Raw genomic sequence first — 13,957 nt, forward strand, 5'->3', positions numbered from 1 at the left:
GCATTGGATGGGGGGGTGGGTCTCTGGGGGGCGGCGGAGCGGGAGGGGAGGGGGCTTCCCCCCCGAAGCGCGAGGATGGGAGCCACGCGCGCCGCGCCCGGCGGCGCAGGCCGACCGGGCGGTGGCGGCTCGGATCACATCTCGAGAATGCGCTTGGCGATGATGTTGCGCTGGATTTCGTTGCTGCCGCCATAGATCGACATGGCGCGGCGCCAGAGGTAGTTGCTCATCGCCATTTCAGCCTCGCGCGGGCCGAGCGGTGGCAGGTTGCCCCGCTCCTGCGGCCTCGGCGCGGCCAGCGCATATTGGCCCGCCGCCTCCATTCCCAATTCGCTGATCCGCTGGGCGATCTCGGTGCCGCGGATTTTCAGCAGCGAGGAGGCCGGGCCGGGAGAGCTGCCCGAGGCCACATCCGAAAGCACCTTGAGCGCCATCATTTCGAGCGAGGCGAACTGTGCCTCGATCTCGGTCAGCCGGGTGCGGAAGCGGGGATCGTCGATCAGCGCGATGGGGCCGTCGACGGGGCGTTCGGCCAAGTGCTTGACCCGCTCCAGCGCCTTCTTGGTCACGCCGATGGCGGCATTGTCGACGCGCTCGTGTTCCAGCAGGAACTTGGCATAGGTCCAACCCTTGCCCTCTTCGCCGATGCGGTTCGCCTTGGGCACCGCAACATTGTCGAAGAACACGGTATTGAAGGAATGCCGCCCGTCGACGCCGATGATCGGCTCGACGGTGATCCCGGGCGTGGCCATATCGATCAGCACGAAAGAGATGCCCTTCTGCGGCCGGTCCTCTCGCGAGGTGCGCACCAGGCAGAACATCCAGTTGGCGTAATGGGCATAGCTGGTCCAGATCTTCTGGCCGTTGACGATGTAATGATCGCCGGCGTCCTCGGCCCGGGTCGCCAGCGTGGCGAGGTCCGACCCGGCTTGCGGTTCCGAATAACCCTGGCACCACCAGTCGGTGGAATTGCGGATGCCGGGCAGGAAACGGTCCTTCTGCTCGGGGGTGCCGAAGCTATAGATCACCGGGCCGGCCATGCGCGGGCCAAAGGGCTGGATCACCGGGCAATCCATCTCGCCGCAGATCAGTTCGAACAGGAATTTCTGCGTCACAGTCCAGCCGGGGCCGCCATATTCGACCGGCCAGCCGATCGTATGCCAGCCACGCGCGGCCAGCCGTTGTTGCCAGCGCATGTAGTCGTCGCGCTTGAGCACCTCGTTATAGCGTACCTTCTCGGCGATGTCCTCGGGCAGGTTGGCGGCGACAAAGGCGCGGACGTCGTCAGCGAATGCCAGTTCGTCCGGTGTCAGGGACAGTTCCATTTGGGGTCCTCCGTCCTATTCCGCGGCCAGGGCGCGGGCCTGGCGGGCCTCGGCGTCCAGTCGCGCGATCCGGTCCTGATGCCAGATCGTGGTTCCACCCGATTGCGTGATCGCGGTCAGGCGCTTGAAATAATGGCTGGCGGCAAGTTCGTCGGTCATGCCAACCGCGCCGTGCAGCTGGATCGCCTCCTGTCCCACCAGCCGGGCGGTGCGGTTGATCTCGAGCTTGGCGAGAGAGACGGCGCGGGCGCGCTCTGCCGGGTCGGGCGCTTCCATCCTGAGCGCGGCGGCCAGCGCCGAGGCGCGGGCCTCTTCCAGCGCGACCATCATGTCCACCATCCGGTGTTGCAGCGCCTGATTGGTGCTGAGCGGTTGGCCGAACTGCCGGCGCATCTTGAGATAGTCGAGCGTTGTCTCGACCAAGACGGCCATGGCGCCGGCGGCCTCGGCACAGAGCGCCGTCGTGGCCAGATCCGCGTTGCGCTCGAGGCTCGCCAGCGCGCCACCGGCAGGGCCGATCAGGGCCGAGCCGGGCAGGGCGACGTCGTCGAGGATCAGATCGGCGGCGCCGGTGCCGTCATGGGTGGGATAGCTGAGCAGGCTCAGCCCCGCGGTCTCTGCCGGGATCGCGAAAAGGCTCAGCCCGCCGGTGGCATCGGCCGCCGGAACCAGCAGCATATCGGCCCGGTCGGCGCCGGGGACCACGGATTTATGCCCGGTCAGCCGCCAGCCGTCGCCCTCGGCTCGGGCCTGCGTCCGGCTGCGGCCGAGATCGGAGCGGTTGCCCGGTTCGGAAAGCGCCACCGCAAGCCGTAGCTGCCCGGCGATCACCCGTTCAAGCCAGGCCTTCTTCTGTTCGGGTCCGCCCAAGTCGGCGATGAGCAGCCCGCCGAGGAGGGTGGGCAGGACCGGCTCCAGCACCAGCCCGCGGCCGATGCCCTGCAGCACCAGCCCCAGGTCGACGGCATTGCCGCCGAGGCCGCCATCCGCTTCCGCAAAGGGGACCGCCAGCCAACCGAGTTCGGCGAATGTCATCCAATGCGTTTCACTGAACCCGCCGGCGGCGAGAATGTCGCGGCGGGTGTCGAAATCATATTCCTCGCGCACCACGCGGTCGATGATATCGCGAAGCTGCACCTGTTCGGGGCTGTATTGCAAATCCATTGTCGTGTCCTCGTCTTGCCATCGTCAGCCGGCCGGCGCCGGTTGGGGCGCCGGGGGCGTGGCGGAAAACCTGCGGTTCAGTTTGCGCATGCCGCCGATCCAGCGGTCGTAATCCCGGGTCTTGTTCTGCATGTAGCCGGCCACCTCCGGGTGGGGCAGGACCAGGAACCGCTCGTCCCGGATCGCGGCGAGGCATGCCTCGGCGACGGCATCGGGTTCGATCATCCCGTCGACCGCGGCGACGCCGCCCTCCTTGCCCTTCATCATCGCGGTATTGACCGCCTGCGGACAGAGGACCGAGACCTTGATGCCCTGATCGCCATAGGTCAGCGCCAACCATTCGGCGAGGCCGACGGCGGCGTGCTTGGTGACGCCATAGGGGGCCGATCCCACCTGGTTCAGCAGCCCGGCGGCCGAGGCGGTGTTCAGCAGATAGCCACCGCCGCGCGCGATCATCCGCGGCACCAGATGGCGCGCCGCCCAGACATGGGCCATGACGTTGATGTCCCACATGTTTTGCCAGATCGCGTCGGGCAGTTCCGGGCCGCCGCGGGCGGTAATCCCGGCGTTCGAGCAAAATAGGCCGATCGGTCCGATATCTATCTCGACCCGGTCGATCAGCGCGGCGATCTCGGCCTCGCGCGACACATCGGTTTCAATTGCCGTCCCGCCGATCGCGGCCGCCGTGGCCGTGGCGCCGCCGACGTCGCGATCGGCGCAGACCACATGCGCCGCGCCGGCCGCGTGACAGCGCAGGGCCAGGGCGCGGCCGATCCCGCCCGCCGCCCCGGTGACGACGACGATCTTTCCGGTGATATCCATGTCAATCCTCCTCCCCTGACGTTGCGTGGGTCAGGTCCACATGTTGGTGCCGCCGCAGACAGTCAGGGCCTGGCCGGTCACATAGCCGCTGGCCTCTGACCCCAGGAACACGGCGACCCCGCCGAAATCCTCCGGCGCGCCGAGGCGGCGCAGCGGGATTTGCGAATTGGCGCGCTCCTCGGCTTCGGGATTGTCCCACAGCGCCTTGGCGAAATCGGTGCGCACCAGGCCAGGGCAGATCGCATTCACCCTTATGCCGCTGGGCCCCCATTCCTGTGCCAAGTTGCGTACCAGACCGATCAGGGCGAGCTTGGACATGCCGTAGACCCCGAGCGTCGGCGAGGGTTTGAACGCGCCCACGCTGGAGGTGAACATCATCGACCCCTTGCCGCGGGCGATCATGTCGGGCGCCACCAGTCGCGCCAGCCAGAGGTTCGCCTGCACGTTGGTCTGCATGGTCTTCTCATAGGCGGCATCGGGGATTTCCGAGGTCAGGCCATAGAACACATTCACCCCGGTATTGCCGACGAGCACGTCGATCGGCCCGGCGATCTCGCGGGTTTTCGCCACCAATGCCACCAGATCATCGTGACGGCCGGCATTGGCGGCGATGCCATGGGCGCGGGTGGTGCCGCAGGCGGCGTTGATCTCGGCCGCGGCGGCCTCACATTGGTCCTGCTTGCGCGAGGACAGCACCACGGTCGCCCCATGGGCGGCGAGGGCGGCGGCCATGGCTTTCCCCATGCCCTTTGACGCGGCGGTCAGCAGGGCGGTCTTGCCGGTCAGGTCGAACAGGTCTCGCATGCCTCACGGTCCTTCGAAGAGAGTGCCACCGGCGGTTGCGGCCGCTGCGGCGGCGCGCCGGTCGTTGGAGTTCTCGAATGCCTGCCGCTCGGCCCGGGCGATCACATGGTGATGCACCTCGTCAGGTCCGTCGGCGAACCGCAGGGTGCGCTGCTTGATGTACATCTCGGACAGCGGCGACCATTGGCTGAGCCCGGTGGCGCCATGCACCTGCATCGCGTCGTCGATGATCTTGCAGCATTTCTCGGGCACCATCGCCTTGATTTTCGAGACCCAGATCCGCGCTTCCTTATTGCCCAGCACATCCATCGCCTTGGCCGCCTTGAGCACCATCAGCCGCATGGCGTCGATCTCGATCCGGCTGCGCGAGATGGTCTCCATGTTCTTGCCCAGGTCGATGATCCGCTTGCCGAAGGCCTCGCGGGTCAGCCCGCGGTGGATCATCAGGTCGAGCGCCTTCTCCGCCGCGCCGATCGAGCGCATGCAATGATGGATGCGGCCCGGCCCGAGGCGGATCTGGCTGATCTCGAAGCCACGGCCCTCGCCCCAGAGGATATTCTCCTCGGGCACCCGCACGTCGGTGAAGCGAATCTGCATATGCCCGTGCGGCGCGTCGTCATGGCCGAAGACCTGCATTGGCCCGACGATCTCGACCCCCGGGGTGTCCATCGGCACCAGGATCTGGCTTTGCTGGCGAAACGGCTCCGCCTCGGGCGAGGTCTTGACCATCACGATCATGATCTTGCAGCGCGGATCCCCGGCGCCCGAGATATAGTATTTCTCGCCGTTGATGACCCATTGGCCATTCTCTAGCACCGCGCGGGTGCCGATGTTGCGCGCATCGGAAGAGGCAACATCCGGTTCCGTCATCGCAAAGGCAGAGCGGATCTCTCCCGCCAGTAGCGGTTTGAGCCATCTTTCCTTCTGTTCGGGGGTGCCGACGCGTTCCAGCACCTCCATGTTGCCGGTGTCGGGGGCGGCGCAGTTCAGCGATTGCGAGGCCAGCGGATTCTTTCCCAGTTCGAAGGCGATATAGGCGTAATCGAGGTTCGAGAGGCCCTCGCCGGTTTCGGCATTGGGCAGAAAGAAGTTCCACAGCCCTTCGGCCTTGGCGCGGGTCTTAAGATCCTCGAGGATTTCGAGCTGGCCGGGGGCGTATTGAAACCGTTCGGGCCGGTTGCGACCAAGGCGTTCATAGTCGCGCAGCGCCGGATCGCAGAACTCGCGCACATGGTGGATCACCTTGTCGAGCAGCGGGCGGGCTTCGGCCGATAGGGCGAGGTTGTTCAACTGGTCGGCGGGGTCGGTCATCTTGCAAGTCTCCTGATGGGGTGCCTCAGGGCACCAGATTGATCCGGGTGCCGCAGATCGTCACCTGGGTGTCGGACAGGCGGGCATCGCGCGCCTCGGCGGCGGCAAGCACGCGGGCGGGGTCGGGAGTGCGCAGGTCGATGGCCCCTAGTCCGGCCCCGCGCCCATCCTTGGCCGCGACAAAGCGCAGATCGGCATTGGCCAGCGCCACATGCGGGACACCGTCGCGGGTTTCGACCGGTTGGCCCGCAACCCCGCCCCAAAGGGCGGCGAGGGCCACGGGATCGCCTGATTGCAGTTCGGCGGCGGTGATCGCGGTGACGGCTGCGGCCCCGGCGTGATCCTGCCAGTCAAGCCCGCCGGCGGGATGCCAAAAGCCGGTGGGGTCGCGATATTCGTTCCAGTCAACCTCGAGAAAGGCCGCGCCCATGTCGCCGGGATGGAGCTGCATGAAATGCCAGTCGCCGCGGTCGCTGTCATAGCTCACCCGCACGTCGCGGTCGGCGGCATTGGCGCGAACCGTCTCTTGCCCGCTTTTGTCGAGGGCCTGGGTGATGACCATATAGCCACCATTGCCGCCGCGCCGGTCCAGATAACGGCCGGCGGCGGTGCCCGGGCCGGTGGGGGCGACGATTTCCAGGAATTGCGTGCCGAAGGCCATCAGCGCGTTTTCCAGACCGAATTTCGCCACCGCCGGATCGACGTGGCAGACCGGCGCGCCGAGGATCGCCTCCACCGCCTCGGTCACCGGGTCGAGCTGTTCTGCCACAAGGCAGATCTGGCGCAGATACAGGTTCATGTTTCCTCCCTTCGCGACGCGGGGCCGAATTCCGGCCCGGCGGATGGTGTGCCCGGTCAGCTCACCGGGATGTCACTGCCCCGCGATCAAATCGGGCCCCCGCGCCAGGCAGGCGGCCCGGATGGCGGTGCGGTCGATCTTGTCGGTGGCGCCACGCGGCAGCGGGCCGGCCAGGAGCCAGATCCGTTCCGGCATCTTGAACGCTGCCAGACGCGGGCGCAGAAAGGCGGTGATCGCCTCGACCCCGAGCCGACCGGCGGCCGAAGGGGCGTGGATCGCCGCCCCCACCGTTTCCCCCAGCCGGTCGTCGGGCACAGAGAAGACGCAGGCCTCGGCGATATGGGCATGGTCGTGCAGCGCGTTCTCGACCTCGAGGCAGGAGATATTCTCGCCGCCGCGCAGCACGATGCATTTCTTGCGGTCGACGATATAGACCCGCCCGGTTTCATCCACCCGGACGAGATCGCCGGTGGACAGCCAGCCGTCGCGCAGGCTGCGGGCGGTTTCCTCGGGCTGGTTCAGATAGCCGCGCATGACTGTGGCACCGCGGATTTGCAGCTCGCCCACCTGGCCGGGGGGAAGGGGGTGGCCGTCGTCGTCGATGACGCGCATGTCCAACAGCGGCGGGGTCAGGCGGCCGACCGAATCCGGGTGCGCCACATAGTCCGGGCCGTAAAAGGTCATGCCCGCGGCGGCGGTCTCGGTCATGCCCCAACCGTTTCCGGGGGTAGCCCCGGCAAAGACCTCGACCAGCCGGCGCAGCTGCGCCGCCGGGCGATTGGCGCCGCCGCCTCCGATCGAGTCCAGATGGTCGAACCGCAGCCCCTGCGCCGCGACGGCCTCGGCCAGATCGGCGGTCTGCGTCGGCACCCCGGTGACGCGGGTGACATGTTCGTCCCGGATCAGGCGGATCGCATCGTCGGTGTCCCATTTGTACATCAGCGAAATCTTGGCGCCGCAGGCGAAACCCTGGATCAGGTTGGCATAGAGCGCGGTGACGTGAAACAGCGGCGAGGGCACCAGCCAGGACAGCGGCTGGGCGGGTGGTGTGGCGGTCTGCGCGGCCATCTCTCGGCCCATCATCCAGCTCCAGATCGCCGAGATCGCGTTGCGGTGGGTCTGGATCACCCCCTTGGGAAAACTGGTCGAGCCGGAGGAGAACATGATCGCCAGGTCGTCTTCTGGATCGACGTCGATCTGTGGCCAGTCCTCGGGCGCGGCGTCGCGCAGGGCGGCATAGCTTTCGCCCAGATCGGTATCACGCACCCCGATGAGCCGCAGACCGCCCGTCGTTGTATGGCCAAGCAGGCGGTCGGCGCGGGGGCCGTCGGCAAAGACCGCGCGGATGCCACATTCGCCGATGGCATGGGTCAGCTCTTCGCGCGACCACCAGGCATTCAGCGGCACCGCCACCAGCCCCGCCGCAGCGGCGGCCAGGAACAGGATGGGGAATTCGGGATAGTTTCGCATGGCGATCCCGACCCGCTCGCCCCGGCGCAGGCCCAAGGGGCCGGTCATCGCATTGGCCAGCCGCGCCACGTCGCGGCGCAGCGCCCCATAGGTCCAGCGATCCCGGTCATAGACCAGCGCGTCGCGATCGGCAAAGCGGCGGGCGGCCTCGTCGAACAGCAGGCCGACAGAACGCGGTGCATTGGCGAAGACGCGCATTTCCTGTCCGCGGATCACCGTTCGGGTCAGTTGATACCGCGGATCGTCGCGGGTGATCCGGGCCACTGCCTCCGCCAGCTCGGGCGGCAGGCAGGCCTCGGCGGGGTTCATGACCTGCAAACTGCTGGCTTCCATGACATCACCGGCCTCCTCTCCGGCGACTCACGAGGCCGACCTCCCAATCGGTTCCATGAGCCTGACAAATGTCAGTCAAACTTGTAGCGATAGATTCCGAAACAGGTCAATAGGTCTCTGTCGCCGGCTCGGAGGTGGATTGACCGATGGCAAGGACAGCCCTAGGGTTGTTTCCTGACGGTTGTCAGGGATGCGGAGAGACCCCCGGCAGCTGCGGGAGGAGGACAGACCCATGGACGAGTATCGCGAGATACGCGTGACGCTAGAGGCGCGCGTGGTGACCATCCGGCTGCACCGGCCGGACCGGTTGAATGCCTGGACGCCCCGGATGGCGGAGGAGCTGCGCGATGCCATCGGGCAGGCGGGACGTGACCCTGCCTGCCGCTGTATCGTCATCACCGGCGCAGGCCGCGGATTCTGCGCTGGCGCCGACATGGCCGGGCTGCAGATCACGCTGGCGCGTGGCGCGGTCACCGGGGGGCGGGCCGCGCTCTATCCCGATGACGTGGCCTTTCCGGATGCGCCGGGGCCGGATCCGCAGCCCGATTACCCGGGACGGTTCGGCTATCTGTTCGCCTGCCCCAAGCCGATCATCGCCGCGATCAACGGCCCCTGCGCCGGGATCGGCCTGGCCATGGCGCTCTATGCCGATCTGAGGTTCGCCGCAGAGGATGCCGGGATCGCGACCGCCTTTGCCCAGCGGGGGCTGATCGCAGAACACGGGATGGCCTGGCTGCTGCCTCATCTGGTGGGAGAGGCGCGGGCGCTCGATCTGCTGCTGACCGGGCGCAAGATCACCGGCGCCGAGGCGGCGCAGCTCGGTCTGGTGAACGCGGCCTTCGCCCCGACGGCGCTGATGCCGCAGGTTGCCGAGGTGGCGCGGCGGCTGGCCTGGGATGTCTCGCCACGCTCGATCGCGGTGATGAAACGGCAGGTCCGCATGGCCGCGGTGCAGAGCTTTGCCCAATCGCTCGCCCTGGCCGATGCAGAGATGCAGGCCAGTTTCGCCGCGCCGGATTTCCACGAGGGGGTGCAAAGCTTCGTCGAAAAACGCGCCGCCGAGTTTCCGCCGCTCTGAAACCGGCGGCCCATCGCCCTCAGCCAATCGGATCCTATCGCCATGACCGCACAGACCACGACCCCGGTGACCGTCGCGCCGCTGCCGCAACACCGTTTCGACCAGGGCGCCCTGGCGCGTTGGCTGGCCCCGATCCTGCCCGAGGTCCGAGGCGGGTTGGAGGTGACGCAGTTTCAGGGCGGCATGTCCAACCCGACCTTCCTGCTGACCCTCTCCGGCGGGCGTCGCTACGTGTTGCGCAAGAAACCGCCGGGCAAGCTCTTGCCCAAGGCGCATGCGATCGACCGCGAATGCCGGGTGATGCGGGCGCTGGCCGACAGCCCGGTTCCGGTGCCCGCCGTGGCCGCCTATTGCGACGATCCCGAGGTGATCGGGGCGGAATTCTTCGTCATGGAACATGTCGACGGGCGGATCATCCCGGCCGCGGCAATGGGGCCCTTGCCGAGAGCCGAGCGCGCGCCGCTGGCCCTGTCGCTGGTGGATCGGCTGGCCGATCTGCATCTGGTGGACTGGCGGGCGGCCGGGCTGCAGGATTTCGGCCGACCCGAGGGCTATCTGTCGCGCCAGACTGCCCGCTGGGCGGCGCAATACGAGAGCGCCAAGGCGGCGCTGCCGGCTGACTTCGACTATACCCAGATGGATTGGCTGCGCGACTGGCTGGGCGAACACAGCGCGGTTGCCGACGAAAGCGCCATTGCGCATGGGGATTTCCGGCTGGGCAACATGGTTGTCCACCCGACCGAGCCGCGGGTGATCGCCGTGCTCGATTGGGAATTGGCGACGATCGGTCACCCGCTGGCCGATCTGGCCTATCTCTGCCAGCACTATCATCTTCCAACCGATCTGCCGGGGGTCGCGGACATGGTGGCCAACGGGTTGCCGCCGGAACAGGAGATCCTCGCGCGCTATTGCGACAGGACCGGTCGGTCCGGCATTCCCGATTGGGATGTCTTTCTGGCCTTTGGCTGCTTTCGCACCGCCTGTATCCTGCAGGGCGTCGCCGCCCGGGCAGCGCAGGGGAACGCCAGCAGTGCCAGCGCCAGCGCCGAGGCCGACGGCTGGCGCGCGCGCCGTCTGGCCGAAACCGGCGCTGCCATCGCGCGCCGCAGGGACAGCGCTCGGGCAGAGGTCTGACGCCATCCGGGACGGGGGGAACCGCTGGTTCTCAGCCCCGCCGGCGGGGTCGGTGGCCTATATTTCATCACATTGATTTCAAATAATAAAATCAAATCCGTCCGCCTGCGGAAATGATGCTGAAACGCAATCTCCCCCGGAGACAGCAGTTGACGATTCGACCTCCTCTCGCTTAGCCTGACATATGTCAGGATCGCGCTCGGGATGGAGGACTTGGGCGATTGAGTGGCTTGGGACGACAGGAGCACGGATCCCAGATCGCTCCCGGCGGCCTGTTCCACGGTCCGGCAAAGATCACTGTTTCAGGGGAGGAAGACATGAAAAGACGCACGACCCTCAAGGCCGGGATGTCCGGGCTGTTGCTGACTGTACTCGGTTTTCCGGGCGGCCTGGCGGCGGAGGAATTCAAATGGCCGCGGCTCCTGGTCATCGGCACGCCGGGCACCACCACGGGCAGCTTCGCCTCGACCAACGGCTGGGGGCCCATCCTGCAGAAAGAGACCGGAACCACCGTTCGCATCGTGCCCGAAGGGTCCGAGCTGCAACGCTACAAACGGCTGACCGACCGCAAGGACATCGCGATTTCCTCGGTCTCGGCGGCCGAGATGCGGTTTCAGATCGAAGGCATCGGCGCCTATGCCGGAGCCAGGCCGGTGCCGATGCGCATCCTGTGGCATCACAACGATACGCCCTGGGGCTTCGTGGTGTCGGGCGATTCCGACATTCACAGCATGGAGGATCTCAAGAAAGGTGCGCGGGTGGCCGATGCGGTCTTTGCCACCGGCATGGGCACCGCAGTCGAAAAGGCGCTGCCGGCCTATCTGGGCATCGACCCGGACGAGGCGAGGACGGTGCTGACCTATGTTCCGGTTTCAAGCTATGGCGCCAATTGCCGCTCGGTCACCGAGGGCAAGACGGATATCGCCCACGCCTCGCCGATTTCCTCGGTGCTGTCCGAGATGGAAGGCGCCCCGGGTGGGATCCGCTGGGTTCCGATGCCCGCCGCCGATCGCGAGGCCTGGTCGCGCTATCTGGAATACCGGCCGATGGTGATCCCCTCGACCATCACCTTCGGCGTCAAGAGCGCAGTGGGAGTCGAGGGGATGACGTCGAACTATCTCTATGGCCTGCCGGCCGATGCGGATGCCGATTTTGCCTATAACATGGCCAGGTGGATGCATATGTCCTACGACTCCTACAAGGACACCCATGACCTGGCCGCGCGGATGTCGCTGGAGCAGTTCCGCGCCTATCTCGATCGCTCGCCCTTGCCGGTGCACGAGGGGACGATCCGCTATCTGCGCGAGATCGGTCAGTGGAGCGCGGCCGATGACCAGTGGAACCAGGCCGCCATCGAAAGGATGGATAGCTGGATCGCCGCGCGGACGGCGGCGCTGGAGGAGGCGCGCGCAAAGCAAGTGAAGCCCGATGCCGAGAACCAGGATTTTCTCGACATCCTGTCCAGCCATACGGCGGGGCTCGAGGGTTTCCGGTCGCGACTGTGATCCGAACGGAAGCGGGCAGGGCGCCATCCGGTGCCCCGCCCCTGGTCATTTCCACCATTCCACCGGGGCAAGTACATGTCTGACATCACCACCGACACCGCGCCGCCCGAGACGCTGGCCTCCGAGGCGACGCGCCTGGGCGATCTCTATTCGCCGGCAAGTATCATCTTCGTCATCCTATGCAGCTGCGGCCTGCTGGTCGGGCTGGTCTATACCTTCGGCCTGCCGATCGGCGGGCAGGGGCTGCTCGAGGCGCAATATTACTGGATCTTCATCGGCCTGTTCCTGGCCGCCGCCTTCATCGCCCTGCCGGCCTGGCGCGGCCAGAGGCGGATCCCGTTTTACGACATCGCCGCCGCGATCCTTGCTCTCGGGGTTTCGCTGTGGTTCTCGACCCATGCCTGGGACATCGCCGAGGGGGCGTGGACCAACCTGCCCGGCGGTGTGTTGGTGTGGCTGATGATGCTTGAACTCGGGCGGCGCTCGGGGGGGATGCCGTTTCTGCTGGTGATCCTGCTTCTGGGTCTCTACCCGCTGGTCGCCGACAGGTTCCCCGGGCTGTTCATGGGAATTCCCTATGGCTTCGACCAGATGATCGACGCCCATGTGTTCCGGACCGAGGGCATGATGGGCATCACCACCAAGATCGTGACCGAGATCATCCTTGGCTTTCTGGTCTTCGCCGGCGTGCTGATCGCGACCGGAGCGGGCGAATTCTTCATCGACCTGGCCAATGCCGGTTTCGGCAAATACCGCGGTGGGCCGGCCAAGGTGTCGATCGTGGCCTCGGCCTTCTTCGGCTCGCTGTCCGGGTCGATCTTCTCGAATATCGCCGGCACCGGGTCGATCACCATCCCGACGATGAAAAAGGTCGGCTATCCGCCACATTACGCCGGCGCGATCGAGGCCTGCGCCTCGACCGGGGGGGTGGTGATGCCGCCGGTCATGGGGGCGATCGCCTTCGTGATGGCGATCACCATCGGTGTCGATTATGCCACCGTGATGGTGGCGGCGATCCTGCCGTCGCTGCTGTTCTATTTCGGCCTGTTGCTGCAGGTCGATGCCTATGCTGCGCGCAAGGGGCTGACCGGCATGCCGGCGGATAAACTGCCCTCTGCGCGGCGGGTGCTGCGGCAGGGCTGGCCGTTCCTGCTGGTGCTGGTCTTCCTGGTCTGGGGACTGCTTTACATGCGCTGGGAATTCTATGCGCCCTGGTATGCCTGCCTGTTGATGATCGCGCTGAGCTTTCTGCGGCGCGACACCTGGATGACGCCCCGGCGGATATACGAGACGCTGCGCCAGATCGGCATTCTGGTCACCCAGACGGCGGCGATCATCCTGCCCATCGCCTTTGTCGCCAGCGCGCTGACCATCACCGGGGTGACCGGGTCGCTGACGTCGGGGCTGGTGGCCATGGGGGGCGACAATGTCTATCTGATCATCGCGCTCGGCGTGCTGGCCTGTTTCATCATGGGCATGGCCGGGCTGGCGATCGTCGCCTATATCTTCCTGGCGGTGACATTGGCGCCGGCGATCATCCAGGCCGGCGGGCTGAATGAAATCGCAGTGCATTTCTTCATCATCTACTATGCGATGTTGTCGGTCATCACCCCGCCGGTGGGGGCGGCGGCCTTTCTGGCCGCCACCATCGCAGGGGCCAAGCCGATGCGGACCTCGTTCACCGCGATGCGGCTGGGGGTGGTGATCTATTTCGTGCCGCTGTTCTTCCTGTTCCAGCCGGCGCTGGTGCTGCAGGGGGATCTGACGCCGCTGTTCTACGTCTTGCCTTCGATCGTTCTGGGGATCGTGCTGATCTCGGGTGGGCTTGAAGGCTATTTGCTGGGCTTGGGGACGGTGCGCCCGATCCTGCGGTTGCCGCTGGCGGCGGCCGGCTTCGCCTTCAGCTTTCCGGGCATGCTGACCACGCTTGTGGGAGGCGGGATTTCGGCGCTGCTGGCGCTGGCGGTCTGGCTCGACAACCGGGACACCAGCGCGGTGACCGCGGAATAGCGCAAGATGCGGCCCTCGCCCGGATGATTGCGGGCGGGGGCCGTCGAGATCGGCTCAGCCGATGCCGCGCAGGCTGGTCGGGCGCAGCGAGATGACACCGCGGGCCAGAAGCGCCGCATGGCTGTCCTCGGACAGTCCCAACAGGCCGGTTGCCACCGCGTGGCTGTCGCCGCCAAGGAAGGGCGCCACCCCCCGCAGCGGC

11 protein-coding genes are annotated in these 13,957 nt (G+C 66.6%); 4 read left to right on the top strand and 7 right to left on the bottom strand.

Annotation, left to right across the window (positions count from 1 at the left end; all coding sequences use genetic code 11):
* Positions 1 to 134: 134 nt before the first annotated feature.
* From ACN0V4_RS21025 to ACN0V4_RS21055, 7 genes are all read right to left on the bottom strand, one after another.
* The gene (locus ACN0V4_RS21025; protein WP_417679801.1) at positions 135 to 1,325 is read right to left on the bottom strand and encodes an acyl-CoA dehydrogenase family protein; all 1,191 of its coding nucleotides are present in this window, start codon (positions 1,323 to 1,325) and stop codon (positions 135 to 137) included.
* Between the two features lie 15 nt (positions 1,326 to 1,340).
* Positions 1,341 to 2,489, bottom strand: coding sequence for an acyl-CoA dehydrogenase family protein (locus ACN0V4_RS21030; protein ID WP_417679803.1), 1,149 nt, complete (start codon positions 2,487 to 2,489; stop codon positions 1,341 to 1,343).
* Between the two features lie 24 nt (positions 2,490 to 2,513).
* On the bottom strand, positions 2,514 to 3,311 hold the full coding sequence (locus tag ACN0V4_RS21035) for an SDR family oxidoreductase (protein WP_417679805.1): 798 nt from the start codon (positions 3,309 to 3,311) through the stop codon (positions 2,514 to 2,516).
* A 30-nt stretch (positions 3,312 to 3,341) separates the two neighbouring features.
* Positions 3,342 to 4,115, bottom strand: coding sequence for an SDR family NAD(P)-dependent oxidoreductase (locus ACN0V4_RS21040; protein WP_417679807.1), 774 nt, complete (start codon positions 4,113 to 4,115; stop codon positions 3,342 to 3,344).
* Positions 4,116 to 4,118: 3 nt separating this feature from the next.
* Positions 4,119 to 5,426, bottom strand: coding sequence for an acyl-CoA dehydrogenase family protein (locus ACN0V4_RS21045; protein WP_417679809.1), 1,308 nt, complete (start codon positions 5,424 to 5,426; stop codon positions 4,119 to 4,121).
* Between the two features lie 25 nt (positions 5,427 to 5,451).
* The gene (locus tag ACN0V4_RS21050) at positions 5,452 to 6,225 is read right to left on the bottom strand and encodes a VOC family protein (protein WP_417679811.1); all 774 of its coding nucleotides are present in this window, start codon (positions 6,223 to 6,225) and stop codon (positions 5,452 to 5,454) included.
* Between the two features lie 72 nt (positions 6,226 to 6,297).
* Positions 6,298 to 8,028 (bottom strand): class I adenylate-forming enzyme family protein, encoded by a 1,731-nt coding sequence (locus tag ACN0V4_RS21055; protein WP_417679813.1) that lies wholly within the window; start codon positions 8,026 to 8,028, stop codon positions 6,298 to 6,300.
* Positions 8,029 to 8,260: 232 nt separating this feature from the next.
* Here ACN0V4_RS21055 and ACN0V4_RS21060 point away from each other — a divergent pair, with 232 nt between their 5' ends.
* The 4 genes from ACN0V4_RS21060 (at position 8,261) to ACN0V4_RS21075 (ending at position 13,755) form a co-directional block, all read left to right on the top strand.
* Positions 8,261 to 9,106, top strand: coding sequence for an enoyl-CoA hydratase (locus tag ACN0V4_RS21060; RefSeq protein WP_417679815.1), 846 nt, complete (start codon positions 8,261 to 8,263; stop codon positions 9,104 to 9,106).
* Between the two features lie 42 nt (positions 9,107 to 9,148).
* Entirely contained in the window at positions 9,149 to 10,240 is a 1,092-nt protein-coding gene (locus tag ACN0V4_RS21065; protein WP_417679817.1) for a phosphotransferase family protein, read from the top strand.
* Positions 10,241 to 10,557: 317 nt separating this feature from the next.
* Positions 10,558 to 11,745 (top strand): TAXI family TRAP transporter solute-binding subunit, encoded by a 1,188-nt coding sequence (locus ACN0V4_RS21070; protein WP_417679819.1) that lies wholly within the window; start codon positions 10,558 to 10,560, stop codon positions 11,743 to 11,745.
* A gap of 75 nt (positions 11,746 to 11,820) precedes the next feature.
* Positions 11,821 to 13,755, top strand: coding sequence for a TRAP transporter permease (locus ACN0V4_RS21075; protein ID WP_417679821.1), 1,935 nt, complete (start codon positions 11,821 to 11,823; stop codon positions 13,753 to 13,755).
* Positions 13,756 to 13,957: the final 202 nt, after the last annotated feature.

Source organism: Pseudodonghicola sp., assembly GCF_048268305.1.
Taxonomy (GTDB): Bacteria; Pseudomonadota; Alphaproteobacteria; order Rhodobacterales; family Rhodobacteraceae; genus Pseudodonghicola.